This is a genomic window from Thermodesulfatator atlanticus DSM 21156, from assembly GCF_000421585.1.
GTDB lineage: Bacteria > Desulfobacterota > Thermodesulfobacteria > Thermodesulfobacteriales > Thermodesulfatatoraceae > Thermodesulfatator > Thermodesulfatator atlanticus.
On record NZ_ATXH01000004.1, the window covers coordinates 32,344 to 51,514 of the forward strand.

The 19,171-nt window shown below is 43.5% G+C and carries 20 protein-coding genes; 6 read left to right on the top strand and 14 right to left on the bottom strand.

What is annotated here, in order from left to right; all coding sequences use genetic code 11:
• Window positions 1-94: 94 nt before the first annotated feature.
• Both H528_RS0102350 and H528_RS0102355 read left to right on the top strand, forming a co-directional pair.
• Complete coding sequence (locus tag H528_RS0102350) at window positions 95-1,195, top strand: hypothetical protein (protein ID WP_022852745.1); 1,101 nt, start codon at window positions 95-97, stop codon at window positions 1,193-1,195.
• Window positions 1,196-1,259: 64 nt separating this feature from the next.
• Entirely contained in the window at window positions 1,260-2,444 is a 1,185-nt protein-coding gene (locus tag H528_RS0102355; protein ID WP_022852746.1) for a dicarboxylate/amino acid:cation symporter, read from the top strand.
• Window positions 2,445-2,449: 5 nt separating this feature from the next.
• On the opposite strand, the gene H528_RS12325 is transcribed toward H528_RS0102355, so the two are convergent.
• The gene (locus H528_RS12325; protein ID WP_022852747.1) at window positions 2,450-3,160 is read right to left on the bottom strand and encodes a DUF429 domain-containing protein; all 711 of its coding nucleotides are present in this window, start codon (window positions 3,158-3,160) and stop codon (window positions 2,450-2,452) included.
• Between the two features lie 26 nt (window positions 3,161-3,186).
• Between H528_RS12325 and H528_RS12330 the strand changes: the two genes are divergently transcribed.
• The 4 genes from H528_RS12330 (at window position 3,187) to H528_RS0102380 (ending at window position 6,847) form a co-directional block, all read left to right on the top strand.
• The gene (locus H528_RS12330) at window positions 3,187-4,107 is read left to right on the top strand and encodes a ThiF family adenylyltransferase (protein ID WP_051132469.1); all 921 of its coding nucleotides are present in this window, start codon (window positions 3,187-3,189) and stop codon (window positions 4,105-4,107) included.
• A 73-nt stretch (window positions 4,108-4,180) separates the two neighbouring features.
• Window positions 4,181-4,978, top strand: coding sequence for a c-type cytochrome biogenesis protein CcsB (ccsB, locus tag H528_RS0102370; protein WP_218969815.1), 798 nt, complete (start codon window positions 4,181-4,183; stop codon window positions 4,976-4,978).
• Window positions 4,959-6,314 (top strand): glutamyl-tRNA reductase, encoded by a 1,356-nt coding sequence (hemA, locus tag H528_RS0102375; protein WP_022852748.1) that lies wholly within the window; start codon window positions 4,959-4,961, stop codon window positions 6,312-6,314. Before ccsB ends, hemA begins: the two co-directional genes overlap by 20 nt.
• Window positions 6,315-6,490: 176 nt before the next feature.
• Window positions 6,491-6,847, top strand: a complete 357-nt coding sequence (locus H528_RS0102380) for a DUF2628 domain-containing protein (protein ID WP_022852749.1) — start codon at window positions 6,491-6,493, stop codon at window positions 6,845-6,847.
• Between the two features lie 26 nt (window positions 6,848-6,873).
• On the opposite strand, the gene secG is transcribed toward H528_RS0102380, so the two are convergent.
• The 13 genes from secG to H528_RS0102445 form a co-directional block, all read right to left on the bottom strand.
• A complete protein-coding gene (gene secG, locus H528_RS0102385; protein ID WP_022852750.1) occupies window positions 6,874-7,233 on the bottom strand; it encodes a preprotein translocase subunit SecG in 360 nt (119 codons plus the stop codon).
• A 4-nt stretch (window positions 7,234-7,237) separates the two neighbouring features.
• Window positions 7,238-8,002 carry a triose-phosphate isomerase gene (gene tpiA, locus H528_RS0102390; RefSeq protein WP_022852751.1) on the bottom strand — a complete coding sequence of 255 codons (765 nt, stop codon included), beginning with the start codon at window positions 8,000-8,002 and terminating at the stop codon, window positions 7,238-7,240.
• Between the two features lie 14 nt (window positions 8,003-8,016).
• Window positions 8,017-9,192: a phosphoglycerate kinase gene (locus H528_RS0102395; protein ID WP_022852752.1), complete on the bottom strand. Its 1,176-nt coding sequence runs from the start codon at window positions 9,190-9,192 to the stop codon at window positions 8,017-8,019.
• Window positions 9,193-9,203: 11 nt separating this feature from the next.
• Entirely contained in the window at window positions 9,204-10,439 is a 1,236-nt protein-coding gene (locus H528_RS0102400) for a glyceraldehyde 3-phosphate dehydrogenase NAD-binding domain-containing protein (RefSeq protein WP_028845734.1), read from the bottom strand.
• A 119-nt stretch (window positions 10,440-10,558) separates the two neighbouring features.
• Window positions 10,559-14,782, bottom strand: a complete 4,224-nt coding sequence (locus H528_RS12335) for a PEP/pyruvate-binding domain-containing protein (protein ID WP_022852754.1) — start codon at window positions 14,780-14,782, stop codon at window positions 10,559-10,561.
• A 40-nt stretch (window positions 14,783-14,822) separates the two neighbouring features.
• On the bottom strand, window positions 14,823-15,827 hold the full coding sequence (gap, locus tag H528_RS0102410; protein WP_022852755.1) for a type I glyceraldehyde-3-phosphate dehydrogenase: 1,005 nt from the start codon (window positions 15,825-15,827) through the stop codon (window positions 14,823-14,825).
• Window positions 15,828-15,860: 33 nt separating this feature from the next.
• Window positions 15,861-16,319: a ribosomal protein S18-alanine N-acetyltransferase gene (rimI, locus tag H528_RS0102415; protein ID WP_022852756.1), complete on the bottom strand. Its 459-nt coding sequence runs from the start codon at window positions 16,317-16,319 to the stop codon at window positions 15,861-15,863.
• Between the two features lie 2 nt (window positions 16,320-16,321).
• Window positions 16,322-16,714: a PTS sugar transporter subunit IIA gene (locus H528_RS0102420; protein ID WP_022852757.1), complete on the bottom strand. Its 393-nt coding sequence runs from the start codon at window positions 16,712-16,714 to the stop codon at window positions 16,322-16,324.
• The gene (gene rapZ / locus H528_RS0102425; RefSeq protein ID WP_022852758.1) at window positions 16,711-17,607 is read right to left on the bottom strand and encodes an RNase adapter RapZ; all 897 of its coding nucleotides are present in this window, start codon (window positions 17,605-17,607) and stop codon (window positions 16,711-16,713) included. The genes H528_RS0102420 and rapZ overlap by 4 nt, the downstream gene beginning before the upstream one ends.
• The gene (locus tag H528_RS12340) at window positions 17,591-18,049 is read right to left on the bottom strand and encodes a PTS sugar transporter subunit IIA (RefSeq protein WP_169352762.1); all 459 of its coding nucleotides are present in this window, start codon (window positions 18,047-18,049) and stop codon (window positions 17,591-17,593) included. The genes rapZ and H528_RS12340 overlap by 17 nt, the downstream gene beginning before the upstream one ends.
• Before the next feature lie 39 nt (window positions 18,050-18,088).
• Complete coding sequence (gene hpf, locus H528_RS0102435) at window positions 18,089-18,619, bottom strand: ribosome hibernation-promoting factor, HPF/YfiA family (RefSeq protein ID WP_022852760.1); 531 nt, start codon at window positions 18,617-18,619, stop codon at window positions 18,089-18,091.
• Window positions 18,620-18,722: 103 nt separating this feature from the next.
• Window positions 18,723-18,983 carry a type II toxin-antitoxin system RelE family toxin gene (locus H528_RS0102440; RefSeq protein ID WP_022852761.1) on the bottom strand — a complete coding sequence of 87 codons (261 nt, stop codon included), beginning with the start codon at window positions 18,981-18,983 and terminating at the stop codon, window positions 18,723-18,725.
• Entirely contained in the window at window positions 18,964-19,161 is a 198-nt protein-coding gene (locus H528_RS0102445; protein ID WP_022852762.1) for a hypothetical protein, read from the bottom strand. Before H528_RS0102445 ends, H528_RS0102440 begins: the two co-directional genes overlap by 20 nt.
• Window positions 19,162-19,171: the final 10 nt, after the last annotated feature.

A 19,171-nucleotide genomic window follows, 5' to 3' on the forward strand; every position in this document is an offset into this window, starting at 1 on the left:
TGATGCTTTAAAAAAAATTCTTCCCCGAACTTTTATTAAACTTTTCTGTCAAATCGTTCGATACCAAAGATAAAAGCTCATTAAGAGGTGGCCCATGCGAAAGAATCTTATCTTTTCAATGCTACTTTGTTTTGCCTTTCTTTTAGCGGGATGCCAAGAGTATCGCGTCAAACAAACTCTTGCACCTGTTAAACCACCTTCTGGCACCCAAACACTTGCCAAAATAGTAATTCTTCCCTTTGCAGACTACAGTTCTTCAAACATTTGGGAATCTTGGCGCAAAAATGTGCTTATCAACGAAGCCTTAGAAGACGAATTTCTTAAGGCTGGATTTTCAACTGTGCCCCAAGAAGACGTAAATCAATTTCTCCTAAAGAAGGGAATCATCAAAAAAATCGAAAGCTACAACATGTCTCGCGGTCTTTGGAACGAGCTCAACAACGATTGGTCTCCAGAAATGAAAGCAGAAATTTGGAAGGCCATTGTTCACAACCAAAAAAATCTTTCTCAGGAGAAAACATCCCCTCTTAACCAAGAAATAATTCAAGATTTGGGCAAGACCTTTGGCGCACGTTACATCGTACGAGGAAGAATTGTAGCTTTTTCAAACAAAAAAATAAGAAGCCTCAATCCAGTTCAAAGTGGTATCTTGCCCTTTGTTTTTAAAATAGGTTCTCGCACAATTTTCGGAGCTGCTTCTTCAGATGCTTATGAAGGCATAAACTACATTGCCACAGGTGGCATCGCAGGTGGCTTGATAGACGCTTCCTGGGAGGGAGCCGGAATAGGAGCAGCTGCAGGAGCCTTAGCTGCTTTAAATGGCAAAACTTCTGTGGCAAAAGTCCAGCTCCGTTTGTATGTCCAAGACGCTGTCTCCGGCGAAGTAGTCTGGACCGGGCGCACCGAAGTAGAAGTGGCCCCTAATAACATCTGGACAGACAAAACTGCCTATGAACTTTTTGCTAAGGCCATTAACGAAGCCGTACGCAGTTTAGTTGGAAGCTTTGCTTTAGCTTATGCCACCGGTGAACTTCCTAAACCTGTCAGTGAAAAGGTCTATCCCCTGGTGGAAGAAGCCAAAGCAGCAGCAAACACCGCCCAAGCTGCTGCTCAAAGGGCAGAAGTTGCTGCTGAGCGGGCCGAAGCTTCAGCCATAAAAAGTGAACGTATTTTCGAAAAAACTCTCACCAAATAATAGAGGCCGGGTTGCCGGCCTCCCCCTCTTCTCGATTTAGCTTCAATATGTTAAACGCAAATTAATGCGTTTCTTAAAAAGCATAGAAAACCAGACCCTTTTAGCCATTGTTTTAGCCATTTTTATAGGGCTCTCCGCACCAGGGTTACCTCCAAAAATAGCTTTGATTGGCGATATCTTTCTAAGACTTCTAAAAATGGTCATTGCCCCTTTAATCTTCGCCTCTGTTTACACCAGCCTTGCTGGCCTAGGAAATATTAGCCGTATTAAAAACATAGGCCTTAAAACCTTGGCCTACTACATGGCCACTACTTCTCTTGCAGTTATTACGGGCCTTGTCTTTGTAAATGTCTTTAGGCCCGGTGCAAATGCTAACTTTGAAAAGACCACCCAACAAATTGCGGTAAAAGGACTAACCATTACTGATTTAGTAAAGAGCCTCATCCCTGAAAACCCTGTAAAAAGCCTTGCTCAAGGAGATGTCCTCCCCACTATCTTTTTTGCTTTTGTTTTTGGGCTGGCAACCCTCTCTTTGAATGAAAAATCTCGCACTAATCTCTTTAGCTTTTTTGAAGCGGTGAATGACGCCCTGATTGCCCTCATACGTTGGATTATACGTTTGACCCCCTTGGGGGTCTTCGCCATTGTAAGCAATATCGTGGCTGAAAAGGGGATCACCCCCATTTTGGAACTTTCTTCCTACGTGATTACGGTAGTTTTGGCTCTTTTCTTTCACGCAGCATTTACCCTGAGTTTGCTTCTTTTTCTTTTTGCCCGAGAAAAACCCTGGCGATATTTTTTCAAGATCCGCGAGGCCCCTATGGTGGCCTTCTCCACCGCTTCAAGCTCAGCTACTCTTCCTATATCTTTAGAAGTCGCGGAAGAAAAAGCCAAAGTCCCCAAAAAGATTGCAGGCTTTGTTTTGCCCCTGGGAGCTACGGTCAACATGGATGGAACAGCCCTTTACGAAGCAGTAGCAGCTATGTTCATTGCCAATATTTACCACGTACCCTTAGGGCTTCATGAACAGATTCTAATTTTTCTTACAGCGACCCTTGCTTCCATAGGGGCTGCAGGAATTCCCAGTGCAGGATTAGTGACTATGACTTTAGTGCTTCAAGCAGTTGGTCTCCCCTTGGAAGGGATAGGTCTTATCTTAGCGGTAGATCGCTTTTTAGATATGTTGCGCACCTCGGTAAATGTTTGGGGAGACCTGGTAGGATGCAAAATCATTACCAAGCTTTCTTAAAGAAACTAAAACCAGATAGCCATTTCCAAGCCAAACGCATCTTTTTCAATGTTTTCAGGAACTCTTTGGGCCTTATCTTCATAAATTCGTTTAGCAGCCAAAAGACAGGCATAAGCATCCAATACGTCCAGGCGCAAGTTCCCTTTTATCGCATTGAGATTCCTTTCAAGACTGCGAAACAAATAGGTCCCAACAAGAAGTGCCACGCGAAGATTTAATCCCGAAGAAGTGTGCTTTGAAGGCAAAAAATCTCCATGAAGCCTAAAAAATACGAGTTCTGGATGGGTTTCGTAGATACTTTTGGGCCTGCATTTTCTCAAGTAAAGATCAAGCTCTTTAATCTTCGGAAGGATATTAAAACTCTGGCGCGAAATTCTAATCCCGCTTTGAGATAAAGCTTCATAACTTTTAAAAGAAAAGGCCTTTCTTGGAGGTGGGGTAAAAATACTGGCTCGGCGTGGGCCAAGCAGCTTTCTTGCCAAACGGTCGCATTTCCTGCCCCCGGGTTTGTGTTCCATAGGGAGCCCTATAGGCATATCGATAGCGTAAACTTCTGCTCCAAGATTAAAAACCTCAGTAATATCCCGACAGAAAAGAATTTTTTCGGCTGTAAAAGCACCTGTTGCTTTTCGTAAAAAACCCAGGGCCACACACCAGCCCTTGCTACACCCGTCAACTCCTGCCAAAATGCCATAGCTTTCATTAAACTTTTTCATATCCTGACACGATAAAAATAAAAGCTATGTGGCATATAATCAAAAAAAGCAATATAGGCAGAAGACTTACCAATTTTGGTATTAAAAGCGAAAAAGATTTCTTCGAAGAGGTCTTTCGCCCTCAACGCGGCCTTATTTCCCAGGAAGAACAAGAACGGCTAAAACACGCCACCGTTGCTATTCCAGGCCTTGGGGGCGTAGGGGGGACCCACTTAATAAGCCTTGCCCGCTCAGGTGTTGGTCGTTTCAAAATTGCCGAGTTTGATGTCTTTGAGCCTCGCAATATCAGTCGCCAATACGGTGCCAGGGTTGATACTTTAGGCCGCCCAAAAGGCAAAGTAATGCTTGAGGAAGCCTTCCGCATAAACCCCTTTCTCCAATTAGAATTCTACGAGGAAGGCATAACACCTGAAAATATTAACGCCTTTTTAGAAGGAGTTGACGTTGTTATTGATGGGATCGAATTTTTTGCCTTAGAAGCCCGCAAGCTCCTTTATGATACAGCCAGAGAAAAGGGAATCCCCCTTATCACCGCGGCTCCCTTGGGCTTTAGTGCCTCTTTGCTTGTATTTCACCCCGAAGAAAGCCCATCTTTTGAAGAATATTTCGCCATTAAACCCGACATGTCTCCTATGGAAAAAGCCTTGCTCTTTGCTTTAGGGCTTGCCCCCAAGCCCTTTTTTCTCAAATATCTTGACCTCAAAAGTATTGACCTTAAAGCAGGCCAGGGGCCTGCCTCGGTGATTGCGTGTTATCTTTGCAGTGCCCTGGCTGCTATGGAAGCGTTGAGAATCATCCTAGGAAAACCCGGACTCAAGCCCGTACCACATTATCTCCAAATTGATCTTTTCCTTCACAAAATGCACCAAGGCTACCTTAAAAAAGGCAATAAAAGTGCCAGCCAAAGGCTTAAATTCTTTTACTTAAAGCGCAAGCTCAAAATCTAGCTCCTTCACAAGAAAGCCGAAATATGGCACCTTATGGCTTATGAATATCCTTTTCTTTAAACTTGCTCTTATTGTGTATTGCGTCGCCACGGTAGGCTTTTTTGTATACGCCTACACCCTTAAACGCGAGGCAGCCAAAGGCGCTCTTTATACCCTGATTTTGGGATTTAGTTTTCACACCCTGAGCATTATTAGTCGGTGGATCGAAGCGGGCCATCCCCCTCTTACCAACCTTTTTGAGGCAACGTCTTTTTTGAGCTGGGCTATTGTGCTGGCCTATCTCATAATCGAAAAGCGCTTAAAACAAGTACGTATTCTGGGATCAGTAATCACACCGATCGCCGCGCTTCTTATGCTTTATTCTTCGTTATGCCCGAAAGAAATCTTTCCCCTTCCACCGGTACTCCGTAGTTACTGGCTCCCAATCCACGCCGCTATATCTCTTATCTCATATGGCTTTTTTATTCTCGCGGCTGCAAGTGGGTTGCTTTATCTCATCCAGGAACGCCAAATTAAAAAGAAAAAACTAGGTGGTTGGTTTAAGCGACTACCATCTCTTGAAGTACTTGACCGGGTTAATGAAATTTCCCTAAAAATAGGCTTTCCTTTGTTGACTGTCGGCATTATCACCGGAGCGGCCTGGGCAGAAAAGGCCTGGGGTGACTACTGGAGCTGGGACCCCAAAGAAACCTGGTCGTTAATTATGTGGCTTATCTACGCGGCCCTTTTGCACGAAAGGCTCGCAGTAGGTTGGCGGGGAAGAAAAGCCGCCTGGCTCTCTTTAATCGGTTTTCTTGCTTGGCTAATCTCGTTTTTTATTATAAATCTTTACATTCCAGGGGCACATACCTATGTCGAATGGCACGGTTAAAGATCACATTATCGCTATCGGGCTTAATCATCGCACCGCCCCTATTGAGGTTAGAGAAAAACTTGCCTTTGCTGGAAAAGATATAGACCCCTTGGATGTATTTCTAAAAATACCAGTGGTGCGGGAAGCCCTTTTTCTTTCAACCTGCAACCGTGTTGAATTGTATTTAGTTACGAGAGAGCCTCAGGCGGCCCTTGAAATGAGCAAAAAGGCCTGGGGGCGTGCCAATGACATAGAAATCTCCCTCTTTGAGCCTCATCTCTATTATTTTCATAACGAAGAAACCATAAGGCATCTGTTCCGCGTGGCCTCAGGGCTTGATTCCCTTGTATTAGGGGAACCCCAAATTCTTGGCCAACTTAAAGATGCTTACCGGCGCGCGGCTAAAAGAAGGGCAACCGGTGTTATCCTGAATCGCCTTCTTCACAAAACTTTTTCCGTAGCCAAGCGCATTCGTTCTGAAACTGGTATCGGCAGCCACGCAGTTTCAGTAAGCTATGCTGCCGTTGAGCTTGCCAAAAAAATATTTGGCGAGCTTTCTGGCAAAAAGGCCATGTTAATTGGGGCAGGAGAGATGGCTGAGCTTGCGGCTCAGCACTTACTCGCTCAAGGAATCGAAAAACTAATTGTTGCCAATCGTACCCTGGCCCGTGCCATTGAACTTGCCAAACATTTTAAAGGTGAAGCAATAAGTCTTGAAGAAATAGAAGACTACCTTTTAAAGGTTGACATTGTCATCTCTTCCACCGGAGCTCCAAACTATATCTTAAGTGCTAAGCAGATAAAAAAACTTATGCGCCCCCGCAAAATGCGTCCCTTATTTTTTATCGATATCGCAGTTCCCAGGGATATAGATCCCAAAGCTAACGACATAGAAAATGTATTTGTCTATGATATAGACGATTTAAAAGCCGTTGTTGAAGAAAATCTTGCCTTTAGACAAAAAGAAGCAATCAGAGCTGAACGCATCATAGAAGAAGAAGTTATAAAGTTTTTGAGTTGGCTAGAACAATTAGAAATATACCCCACTATAGTTGCCCTACGGAAAAAAGCCGAAGAAATAAGAAAAAGAGAACTAGAAAAAACTATTTCTCATTTAAAAACCAAACTTTGCCAAGAAGACCTTGAAGCTCTTGATATTCTAACTAAATCTTTAGTCAACAAACTTTTACATGACCCTATCATCTACCTTAAAAATCGATATCATAAAGACGGACAACAGGTAGTTGATTTTACCCGCAAATTGTTTAACCTCGACGGCGATAGACCGTTAGAAATTGATCATCATCAAATTTTCTTACCAGAGAACCATAAGAAAGAGCTTAAAAAGCATTAGAGCTGATCTTTTAAAAAACATTATGAGACCTTTGCAAAACAACTTTGCTTATGTCTAGGATCCGTTCCCATTTTTCGTTTCGAAAAATGGGAACGGATCCCCTACAGTTGCGCTTACAAATACTGATCTCGGAAATTTTGCAGGGTCACATGTAACATAATTACGCAGGATAGCTTATGTGGCACGTGTATAAACATAGTCTTAAAGGATTTGAAATAGTAAAAGATGGCTTTAACCTTTGGGCACTTCTTTTTGGCGTTTTATATCTTTTCTATAAAAGGCTATGGAAACACGGCTTATTACTTGCCCTGTGTTTTTTAAGTCTAAGTATTCTCGCTGAAGTTGCTATTCCTGATAGGTACAATGCTGAATTAGCCGTAAGCATAATACAGCTGGGCGGCTCGATTTTTATGGCAATATATGTTAACGAGTGGCGTAAAGAATATTTAATAAAATCAGGATATCAGTTGGTTGGATCTTACAATTCAAAAGAAAAAGCCAGACAAGCGATAAAAGATTTGCAAAGTAGTTAAAAGGCAGGCTTAAGCCTGCCTTTTTCTTATTTACCTTGCTGGGGAGTAGGAACAGGTACCTGTTCAGGCTTTGATTCAGGAGTAGTAGGTACCTGCGGAGCGGGGGCTTTTTGCGGTGCAGGTATTTCTAACTTTGGCACTTCGTTCATGATAGTATTTGTGCGCTTTGTTGAAAGATAGGTAAGTGCCAAAGAAGTAGTAAAAAATAAAATAGCAAGGACTGTGGTAACTTTGTTTAAAAATGTTCCAGGGCCAGCTCCCCCAAAGATAGCCTGGCTGCCACTAAAAACGGCCCCTACTTCCGAGCCCTTGCTCACATTCACCAAAACAACACCTACTAAGAAGATACAGACAATTACGTGCACAACTACCAGAACCGTAAACATATTCCTATTCCATCCTCCCAAAATTAACTATTTTGGCAAAAGAATCCGGTTTAAGAGAAGCCCCTCCTACCAGGGCTCCGTCTATATCAGGACGTGCCATTAGACCTACAACATTTTCTGGCTTTACGCTACCCCCATAAAGAATTCTTGTCCTCTCAGAGAAATCTTCACCAAACATCTCAGCCAGTATTTTACGACAAAAAGCATGGGCCTCTTGGGCTTGCTCAGGGGTAGCAGTTTTTCCTGTGCCAATGGCCCAAACGGGCTCATAAGCAATTACGAGATTTTTAAGATCTTCAGCAGAAAAACCAGCCAGACCTTCTTTTAGTTGGCTCTCAAGCACTGAAAGTGTTTTACCAGCCTCGCGTTCTTCTAAGGTTTCACCAATACAAAGAATAGGAATAAGTTCATAGCGCAAAACACTTTCGACTTTTTTTCTTATAAGTTCGTTAGATTCACCAAAAAGATGCCGCCGTTCAGAATGCCCTAAAATAACATAGGTTACCCCGATATCCGCAAGCATGCGGGGTGAGATTTCACCGGTAAAGGCCCCTTCATCGGCATAATGGCAATTTTGTGCTCCCAGGGCAATGTTTGACCCCTCAAGGGCCCTTTCCGCCGCATCTAACGAAGTAAAGGGAGGAGCAAGCATGATGTCCCTATCCTCAACTCCAGCCACTAGAGGCTTAAAGGTTTCAATATACGCCAGTGTTTCAGGTACGGTTTTATACATTTTCCAGTTTCCTGCAATTAAGGGTCTCCTCTTCATGTCTTGCCTCCTCGTTATTTCTTCTCAAGCGCTGCTATACCAGGGAGAACTTTTCCTTCTAAAAATTCAAGAAAAGCTCCGCCTCCTGTAGAAAGATAAGAAAAAGCGCGAGATACGCCAGCCTCTTTTAACGCCCGTAACGTGTCCCCTCCCCCTGCCATGGTAATGGCATTTTCTGCCGCAACCTTACGCGCTACTTTTATAGTGCCTTTGGCAAAAGCCGGATTTTCAAAAAGCCCCAAAGGGCCATTCCACACCATCGTACCAAGTCCACTTAAGGCCCGGGTAAAAAGTTTGCGGGTTTCTTTCCCGATATCAAAAGCTGCCATGTTCTCTGGTACTTCGAAAATGCTAACGTTTTCTCCTTTTTCAGCCTCTTTAGAGTTTGCCACTACTAAATCCACGGGAAGATATACCTTTACACCCTTTTCCTGAGCAGCAGAAAGTATCTTACGGGCTTCTTCTAGGTGTTCTTCTTCGTAAAAAGAAGTTCCCAGACTAAACCCCTCGGCTATCAAAAAAGTGTTGGCCATTGCCCCACCAATAATGAGCTTATCGATACGTGGTAAGAGATTCATCAAAAGCCCTATTTTGGTGGAAACCTTAGCCCCGCCAATGACCAACGCCGCTGGTTTTTGTGGATTTTCAAGGAAGCTTGAAAGATATTTAACCTCACGGGCAAGAAGATACCCCGCCCCACAAGTTTCGACATACTCTGTAATTCCTACCACCGATGCGTGGGCCCTATGACACACGCCAAAAGCATCGTTTACGTAAACATCTGCAAGCCGTGCCAGGGCTTTGGCAAATTCCGGGTCGTTTTTGGTCTCACCCTCATGAAAACGCAAATTTTCAAGAAGCAGGATTTCCCCTGGCTTAAGAGTGGAAACAAGTTCCCCAACTTCTTCTCCCACACAATCGGGAGCAAATTTTACTTCTTGCTCAAGTAATTCGGCAAGTCTTTGGGCCACCGGAGCCAAAGAAAGCTCAGGAACCCTTTTTCCCTTTGGACGCCCAAGGTGGGAAGCAAGGATTATTTTTGCTCGCTGAGAAAGCGCATATTTGATGGTAGGAAAAGTAGCTCTTAAGCGGGAATCATCAGCAACCCTTCCTTCTTTAAGGGGTACGTTGTAATCGACCCTTAAAAAAACCCGCCTTTCCGCAACAGGAATTTCGTCGATTATTTTCATAGTCTTCCCTCCTAAAGCATTTGCTGGGCTATATGGAGGGTTAACTCTCCAAGCATATTGGTATAAGACCCAAATTCGTTATCATACCAGCCATAAATTACCGCCTGAGTCACTGGAATTTCTATTTGGGCACAGGTAAGCCCTTCAAGTTTCTGCCCATCAGGGCCACAGGCCTTGGTTAAATCTACCCGTACCAGCCCGGTCCTGGTATGGATTTCAGATCCCTCTATGATAGCTGCCGCCTTTGGATAGCCAATGATGTCAGCAGAAACATTTTGTTCTAAGGTGAATTTAAGATAAGGATGATAAGGCCCGTTTGCCGCCTCTTCATAAATATTATGAAGAACTTCCCTGGTAACGCGATTTTCAAGGCTTTCATCCTGGATATTAACCACCAGCACAATAAGGCTTCCGGTGTTGGTAGGAATGCGTACACTCTCTGCAATAAAGCCAACCTGTTTCATTTCGGGAATGACCAAGGATAAAGCCTTGGCAGCTCCGGTAGTGGTAAGAATTATGTTATTAAAGATGCTTCTAATTTTACGTAAATCCGTAGCTCCTGCTTTGGGCACTCTATCAAGCACAGCTTGGGAAGCAGTGGCGGCATGCACCGTGACCATCGAGGCGGAAAGTATGCGGTTAACCCCAAAATAATCAAGCAAAGGTTTGATCATATAGGCCAGACAGGTTGTGGTGCATGAGGCGGCACTGATAACCCGATGCTTATCAGGCAAAAAATCGCCATCATTTATGCCATAAACCACGGTTACCGCATCATCTGGCATCCCAAGCTCTTTGTCTTTTATCTTGAAAGGTGCTGATAATATGACTTTTTCTGCCCCTGAAACAAGATGCCCTCGCAGGGCACCACCTGAAGTCTCAGGAGAAGCAGTGGGATCACGAAAACGCCCGGTAGAATCCACCACCAGACGCACTCCGTATTCTTTCCAGCCAATTTCAGCAGGATTTCGCTTCTCCCTCAAAATCCGCACAGGGACCCCGTCTATGGTCATCGTACCTTCGTCTTCATTTAAATTTTCAATGACTCGCTCGGCTTTATGCCCGTAAAGATAAACGGGGAGCCATCCGTAGGTGGAATCTTTTTCGATATAATTGGCTATGTCTTGAAGAGATGTCCCTGCCTTGCGGCCCAGGTTGACCACTATTTCCTGAAAAGATTTGCGCGCCACATGATGCCAAAGGGTTAGCTTACCAATACGTCCCAAGCCATTAATACCTAACTTCATAGGTAGTGGTTCGTTAATTTCTATCCGCATCAAACCCTCCTTTCATAGCATTAAGAGTTCACTTTTTCTTAAAAAGATGTACACCTAAATTTATAATAGCAGGAAGGCCTGCTTAGCAATTAAAAAACGCTGCTCACTTCAGGGAAGCCTGCTGCTTCGCGCACCTCGTGGCGGCCGAGGTAAACGTGGCCAGTAACCCCGTCTATGCTAAGCCAATCGCCCTTTTTAACGATATGACCATCAAGCCGGGCATAGCGTTTTTCTTCGTATATGCTCATGTTTTCATACCCTACTACACAAGTCTTACCTAGTCGTGAGGCCACAATAGCAGCATGTGAAGTCTGCCCACCTCTTGCCGTCAAAAGTCCATCAGCCGCACTAATTTCTTTGATGTCATCAGGAACGGTATCAAAACGAAGTAAAACAAGAGGCGTGACAGGAGATTCTTTGCGTAATTCGTTTATGTCTTCCAAGGTAAAAACAACGCGACCGGAAAGTGCTCCCCCAGAAACCCCTATACCACGACCAATAAAAGACTTCTCCAAGGCAGGCGTCCGTACAAAGACCTTGATACGAGGACGCTCCTCCTTGGTTACCATATCACGGCTTTGGAGGATAAAAAGTTTTTCGGGCTCAGGGCCTTCAAAGGTGAATTCGATTTCTTGGTGAGACCACTTTTTGTTGTAAATGAGGTCTTGGGCAATATTGTAAAGGGACTTGTATATTTCAGGGAATTTTTCCTCTAAAGAAGGCTCATCTGCCCGGCCTTCTCTTTTCTTCTGTTCAATAGAAATGGGATAGGTGGTAACAAGCCCTGAAACGATGTCTTCTCCCTGATTTCCGGGAGTATAATCCCCCCAAAGGGCCACCCGGGAAAGTTTTCCAAAAGGCGGTGCGGTAAAAACAACCCCTGTCCCTGCTTCAAGGGAAAGGTTCCCAAAGGTCATAGCCTGGACAATTGCAGCGGTTCCCCAATAGTCAGAAATTCCCATTAGCTGGCGATAAGCTCGCGCCTTTTCTGAATTCCACGAAGAAAAAACCAAATCAATGGAAATAAGGAGCTGCTCCCAGGGGTCGTCTACCAGAGGGACCCCTTTTTCTTTAACTACTTCGCGGTACTTGAGGGCTAGCTCGCGCATCTGCTCACCGCTAAATTCTCTTTTTTTCTTGACCTTATAAATGTTTTTGTGTTCACGCATTAGCCGGTTAAAGGTTTCTCTTTCCACTCCATGTGCCATAGCCCAACTCTGCAGGAAACGACGATAAGTATCCCAAGCAAACCATAAATTACCTGTTTTGCGCGCAAGCCCTTCAATAATTTCAATATTGCTCCCCACGTTTAAAACCGTGGCCATCATGCCTGGCATAGAAATGGCAGCACCACTTCTCACTGAAATTAAAAGGGGATTTTCGGGATCACCAAATCGTTTTCCAGTTAGACTTTCTACCTGGTTAAGGGCCTGGCGTATTTGACTGAGAAAATCTTCATAAGTGGCTTGATATCTTTTTATTACGCGGTAACAGCGAAAAGCCTCTGTGGTGATTATGAACCCAGGAGGCACTTTCATACCTAAAGTTGCCAATAGGTAAAGATTATGGCCTTTGTTGCCCAAATGGATGAGGTCCTGTGTAAGGGGATTTGGTTTATAAATGGGACAAATAGCACGGCCTGGATCATAGGTCATTAAGAGATCCAAGTCTTCCTGTGAGAGCTTTTCCCTTTGTTCAAGAAGGGTGCGGTAAAGTCTTCCAACAAAATTATCAAGAGCCTGGAGCCCAAAGGCCTGTGCGATCAAATCCCTGATAAATCGCTCAGAAACCCTATGGAAAAATTCCTCATCCGAAAGATTTTCGTGCCCAGCCAGATATTTAGGCAAAAGATTTTTGCGCCCAAGCTGGCGCAAAATAATAGCCAGGTTCTCCCGGTGAGGACTAATGTAGTAAACCTTGGCTATGTCTTTTACCCCCTCAAGTAATCCGCGAAAAATGTCAAGATATTGCGTATAAGTGAAACGTCTTACCACAAGAGAAGCCTGAAGTAAGTCTAAATAGGTATTGAATTTTTTAGAGCTAATTCCTTCTATTTGAAGGGCCCTGCGAAAGTAGGTAAGAATCTTTAAAATTTTAAAAAAGGTCGAGCGCGTGATAAAAGGAATGTCAATTTCCGCCACAAGCTCTTCAAATAAAACATTGGCAAGGGCCTCGAGCCTAAAAGTAAGCCCCAGGGCGTCGAACTTCTTTTCGTGGTACCTGCCATACATGGAAGGAATATTAGCAGCAATATGTCTTTTAAAATAAATATCTTCGCGGGGATTAAACTTTTGGGGCGAAAGAATTATCCCCTGTAAGTATTCTAAATAGTCTAACAGGGCTTCGAGTTTTTCATTGCGGCTACCTTTTTCCAATGCTTCAAGAAGCTTATCTACTCCTTCAAAACCCCAGGCCTTTGATTGCTCAAGGTATGATTTAAGTTCGTACAAATCAAAGCCGTATTTTTGTACTTCAAGCTGATACATCTTTATCAAGAGAAAAACGCGCCGTTTTTCTTTCTCCGGGGCATTAATCCCGGCAAGAATCTGTTCGATTTCTTCTTCTTTTAAGGGAAGCAAATCCTGAAACTTGCTGATGTTGGCCTTTTGCCAGAACGCTACCAGAATTTCATGAACCGGATCGATATATGGTCCAGTGGTGGGCAAGCGTTCGTATAATTCAAAGGGAATAAAAGGCTTTAGCGGTTTTTTGTCTTTGGTGAGCCAGAAATTAAAAATTGCTTCGATAAAATCAATGATTAGGTTGGAACTTTCAACGTGGCTCTGCTTACGCAAAAAATGTATGAGTTCGTCTTTCCGGGAATGGATTTCGTCAAGCTCTGTGGAAACATCTCTTAAAAGACCCTCTGCCCCTATTTCGTTGTAATAAACCGGCAAAATGCGGCAAAATTGTTTAACCAAGTTATACACCGGTTCAATCTCGCTATTCAAAAGCTTTGATACGTCCTTTTGGAAAAGATCCGTATCCCGAATACAGGTCCCTGCTAGTTGCAAGTTAATAATCAGGGCCGAAAGCAGCGTGGTACACCATTTGGGATGGTGCGAAATAATATCAAGCCAGGTCCTGATATTGAGAATATGAGCTGGATTGCATATGAGATGCCATTCTTTATCAACGCCTTTTATCTCAGGAGGCTGAAAACCAAACTTGACCACTTCTTCAAGGAATAGCTCTGCTAAACGAGGATCCCCCCTGTCAAGAATTTCAAAACCCATATTGCGAATACACTGAAGCGCTGTCCACGGGTAACGCCTGATATTTTTTTTGAGAAGGGCAAAGGCCCTGATAATAAAATCATCAAGAGTCTCCGAAGGCTCACGCCTTATCATCTGAACTAGCTCACGATTTATCTGCTGCAAAGCGTCTTCATGAATTGGTTCTGTACCCGGGGTCTCTACGATTTTAAAAAGCACAAGAATCTTGATATTGTGAAAGGGGTCTTCAGTATCAGTCCCGTGGGAAAGGGCCTTGACCTTGTCTGGCAAGTCCTTGTAAAAACGCAGGATATCAAGATAATCAGGGAGTAAAAGTAATGCTTCAAGGTCTTTTTTTTCTTTTAGCTCCTCTAGCGTTTTGAGATATTTTCTTAGGCTCTCATGAGAGATTGGCTCAACCAAAACAAAATAGTCCTTACTGCGTGGCCCTAAAGCACAAAAACATTCGTCTTCTATCCACTTTGCAGGGTCTAGCTCTGAAAGCCAGTATTCATAAGTAACTTTCAGAGTGTAACTTAGGAAATCCGCCAAAAGCTCTTTCTCAGCAGGGCTAATTTCTTTGGTAAGGAGTTTTTTGGCTAGCTTTTTAAAAGAGAAATAACTCCTCAAAAAATGGAGTAATTTGTGAGAAGGAAGCCTTTTTAAACTTGAAAAGACAAGTTCAAAAACCTGCCAGAATCGAGAAATATCAGGAGAAGAAAGAGAAATTGCCATCTTGTCCAAGATGGCCAACAGAGCTTCTGCAGCTTGCTTAATTATCTCGTCAGTTTTTTCCTTTTGTATGATGTCAAGCAAAATGCTAGCTGCAACCTCTAAAGCCTGGGGGCCTTTCTCTTTTTTGGCAATCACGCGGAAATTTTTAAGAATAAATGAACGCAAATCTGCAATAACCAGGCGCAAATTACGATAGGGGTGATTAATCTCCTTGATAAGGGAAACTGCTTGGGCCTCTAAACCTTGGTATCCGCTTACCACTTCCAGAAGAACCCAATGCTCTTCGGGGATAGGAAATTCTTTAACAGCGGTTTCTTTCAGGTTAGCGATGAGGGCTTTAGAGGTAAAAGTATCTGTCTTCATGCTACCTCCGCAAGGGCCCGGGAACCCGGGCCCCCAAAAATTAAACTTTCTTGGATTCCATATAAAGGATTAAATCAAGCACCCGGTTGGCATAGCCCCATTCGTTGTCATACCAGGCCATAACTTTGACCATACGGCCTTCAATTACTCTGGTGCAAAGGCCATCTACCACGGCTGAGTGCTGATCTCCTAAAAAGTCCGTTGAAACAAGGGGCTCTTCGGTATAAGCAAGATAGCGGCTCTGGGCAGCTTTGAAGGCTTCGTTCACTTCAGTTACCGTGGTTTCACGCTCAAGCTCTGCTACCAAATCCACCAAAGAGACATCAGGAGTGGGAACCCTTACCGCCAGGCCATCAAACTTGCCCTGAAGCTCAGGAATTACCTTGCCCACAGCTGCAGCTGCGCCTGTTTTGGTGGGAATCATGTTGACTGCTGCGGCACGTGCCCTGCGCAAATCTTTATGTGGAAAATCAAGGATGCGCTGATCATTGGTATAGGCATGTACCGTGGTAACAAGCCCCCGCTTAATGCCAAAATGATCAAGCAAAACTTTGGCCACTGGAGCCAAGCAGTTAGTGGTACAGGAGGCATTTGACACTACGTGGTGATTGATAGGATCGTAATCGTCTTCGTTAACTCCAAGCACTACGGTGAAATCTTCATTTTTAGCAGGAGCCGTAATAATGACCTTTTTGGCCCCGGCTTCCCGGTGGGCCCGGGCCAAATTGGCATCAGTAAAACGGCCGGTGGATTCAATAACATACTCAGCGCCAACCTCCGCCCAAGGAATTTTCCCTGGCTCTGGCTCTGAAAAAACTCTTATCTTTTTGCCGTCAACAATAATAGAATTTTCTGTGTATTCGATTTTGTTTGGCAGGGTGCCAAAGAGTGAATCGTATTTAAGCAAATGCGCCAATGTTCTCGTGTCAGTAAGGTCATTTATGCCAACAATCTCAATATCCTTGAATTCTGGATACTTAAGATGGGCCCTGAATATACCCCTACCAATACGACCAAAACCGTTAATGCCTACTTTTACCCCCATCTTTTTCCTCCTTTTGGTGGGATTCTAAAAATATTATAAACATTTGTGCATCAAAATGGCATGTTCTTTGGTATCCTGATAGTAATTTTTCCGGATTCCATCTTTTTTAAAGCCAAACTTCTCGTAAAAGCGTTGGGCAATCTTATTTCTTTCGCGTACTTCTAAAAAAACCCTCTTTACTCCTTTTCGCCTGAGGAAGCGCAAAAAATGAATAAAAAGAAAAGAACCATAGCCTTTACCACGAAAAGACGGATGAATGGCCACGTTAGCAAGATGCGCCTCGTCCTGAATTATCCAAAAGCAAGTATACCCGATAATCTTTTCTCCCTTTAAAAGCACCCAAAAATGGGCATTCTCTTTATAAAGCTCAGCAAAAAAATGACTTGGCTGCCAGGGAGTGGGAAAAGATAGACGCTCTATAGTTAGAATTTCCTTTAGGTCTTCTTTTCGTGCAGGCCTAAGCTTAAGTTCTAAGTCTTTTTTAAAACGCAATCTTATTCCAGAATATCGGAGGCTTTGGTAATAGCCTTACGCCCGGCTTCAACCAAAATAGGTGCAAGCTCAGCCGCGGGGGAGTCTTGGTGTTGGATGGCCTTGATCACCATAGGTAAATTAACCCCTGAAACCACTTCTATCCGGCCTTTTTGTAGAAACGATAGCGCAATATTTGAAGGTGTACCCCCAAAAAGGTCTGTCAGGATAACCACCCCCTGCCCTTGATCAAGCCTTTTAATAGCTTCTGCTAAACGATTGTGGATTTCTTCAGGTGGTTCAGAGGGATCAATCGCCACACTTTCGACATTTTGTATCTTCCCCAGGATAAAAGCACAGATGGTAAGGATTTCTTCTGGTAAGCGCCCGTGGCCCGCGATGATAATACCCGTCATTTTGCGGCCTCCTTGTCAATGTCCCGGTGCGTGATAATGGTGTCCCAACCCCATTCTTTTATCATAGCACCAATCTCTTGGGCAATAACAACAGAACGATGCCTACCACCCGTACAACCTATGCCTACCACTAAATATGTTTTTCCTTCTTTTTCGTATTGAGGAAGCAGAAAACGCAAATATTGCTCTGAAAGAGCAAGAAATTGCGTGGTTTCAGGGACCCCTAAAACATATTTTCTTATTTTTTCATCAAGACCACTTAGGGGTTTGAGGGCTGGATCAAAGTAAGGATTGGCCAAAAAGCGCACGTCAAACAAAATGTGGGCCTCTGGAGGAACACCGTATTTAAAACCAAAGGACATAAGATGCACCAAAAGCGAAGTAAGATCTTTGCGGGGGCCAAAACGTTCTTTAATCTCACGACGTAGCTGATGAACGTTAAATTTCGAAGTATCAATCACCACGTCGGCAATCTCTTTTACATCTGCTAAAAGAGCTCTTTCAAGCTTTAAGGCCTCTGCCAAAGGAGAACGGGGAGCCAGGGGATGGGGCCTTCTTGTCTGGGAAAAACGTGCAATAAGGACCTCATCACTTGCTTCTAAAAAGACTATCTCAAGGTGATAGCCTTCTTTTTTTACCTGGTCAAAAATATCTTTGCAGCTTTTGACAAAAGACTCTTCGCGCACATCCATTACCAAGGCTAAACGCAAGGAATTTTTGTCAGTCAGCTGTTTGCTTTTAATATCAAGAAAAGCCGGCAGAAGTTCTACAGGGAGGTTGTCCACCCCAAAGAAGCCCAAATCTTCAAAAGCTCGCAAAACCGTACTTTTCCCTGAACCAGAAAGCCCGGTAATAATAACTGTTTGGATGTTTTTTTTAGTATCCGTAGTCAACTTCGGATAAAATCCTCTTGACTTCTTCAGGGCTTTGGGCTTTAAGGAGATTTTCTTTTATTTTTTCTTGTTTCAAAATGCGAGCAAGCTGGGCCAGGGTTTTTAGGTAAAGGTTGGATTCATTTTCAGGAGCAAGTACCACAAAAATCAGTTTAACCGGCAATTTATCAGGAGCATCAAAATTTAGACCGTCTTCTTTTATCGCCAGGGCAATGGCAATTTTTTCTAACCCCGAAACCCTACTGTGAGGGATGGCAACGCCCCCTCCTATAGCAGTGCTACCAAGTTTTTCACGCTCTTCTAAGGCCTTTTTAATAGCTTCTGGCGGGATATTGAGCTCTTTTCCAAGGCAGTTGGCAATCTTTTCAAAAAACTCCCATTTGTCTTTGGCATTAAAATCTCGCAAAAAGCAACTATCAATCAGAAGATCACTAATTCTCATAACCTCACCTATAAAAGGGGGCCAAGCCCCCTTCATTCATCATGAAAATTCAGGAAGTACCAATACGAATCGTTCTTCCCCGCGGCGATAAATCACGTTAACCGAGTTGGTATCAGGGTTATTAAAGACCAAAAACTCTCGACCAGTAGCTTTGAGTTGTTCTATTGCCTCTTCCACAGACATAGGCTTCACAAAAACGCGCTCAACCTCAATAGGTAATTCTTCTTCAAGGGGTTCAAAAGAACTTGCCAAAGGAGCTTCTACTTCCTTAGGAGCTCCTTTCTTGCGGCCCTTTCTTTTTTCGCGCAATTTTTTGATCTGAGCTTCAAGCTTGGCCACCACCAAATCAATGGCTTCATACATATCTTGAGTTTCTTCTTTGCCGTTTATATTGAATCCGTCACCGACAATCGAGACCTCTGCCTGCTGACGGAATTTTTCGGCCTTAAGGATCACGTTTGCTTCCGCAGGACCGTTAAAATATTTTTCAAGTTTGGAAAGACGTTTCTGGACGTATTCTTTAAGGCCTGGAGAAGAATCTAAATGGCGAAAGGTAACGTTAATCTGCATAAAACCTCCTTCTGTTAAAAAATATTTTCATAGCGATTTTTAATAATCATTCATCCAAGCATTAAGCATTATGACAATATTTATCTTTAAAAATACAGCCTAATCACCGATATGCCTCTTTACGATGGCGTACGTGATAAATAATCACCGTTTTTGCCTTGGTATCCACTTTGTAAATAACCCTGTAATTTCCCACCCTGATACGATAGGCTCTTTCTGACCCTCGAAGTTTCCTACACTGTACCGGAAACGGATTATAAGCAAGGGCTTCAACAGATCTAAGAATCTTGATAATTTGCTGGGGATCAATAGCCCGCAAGTCACTTTCTGCCGATCTTTTCCACTTAATCTTGTATAATTCCATTTTCTTTTAAACGCTTTTTGAGCTCATCAAAATCAATTACAGGCTCATCTCTTCTTTCGGCAATAATTGCAAGGTCGTGCAGATCTTCTAAAAGTTCCTCATATTCCTCAATTGGAAGGATTACTGCTGTTTTTTGGCCTTTCTCATCTATAATATATTGTTCATGAAATCTTTTCATGACTGTGCCC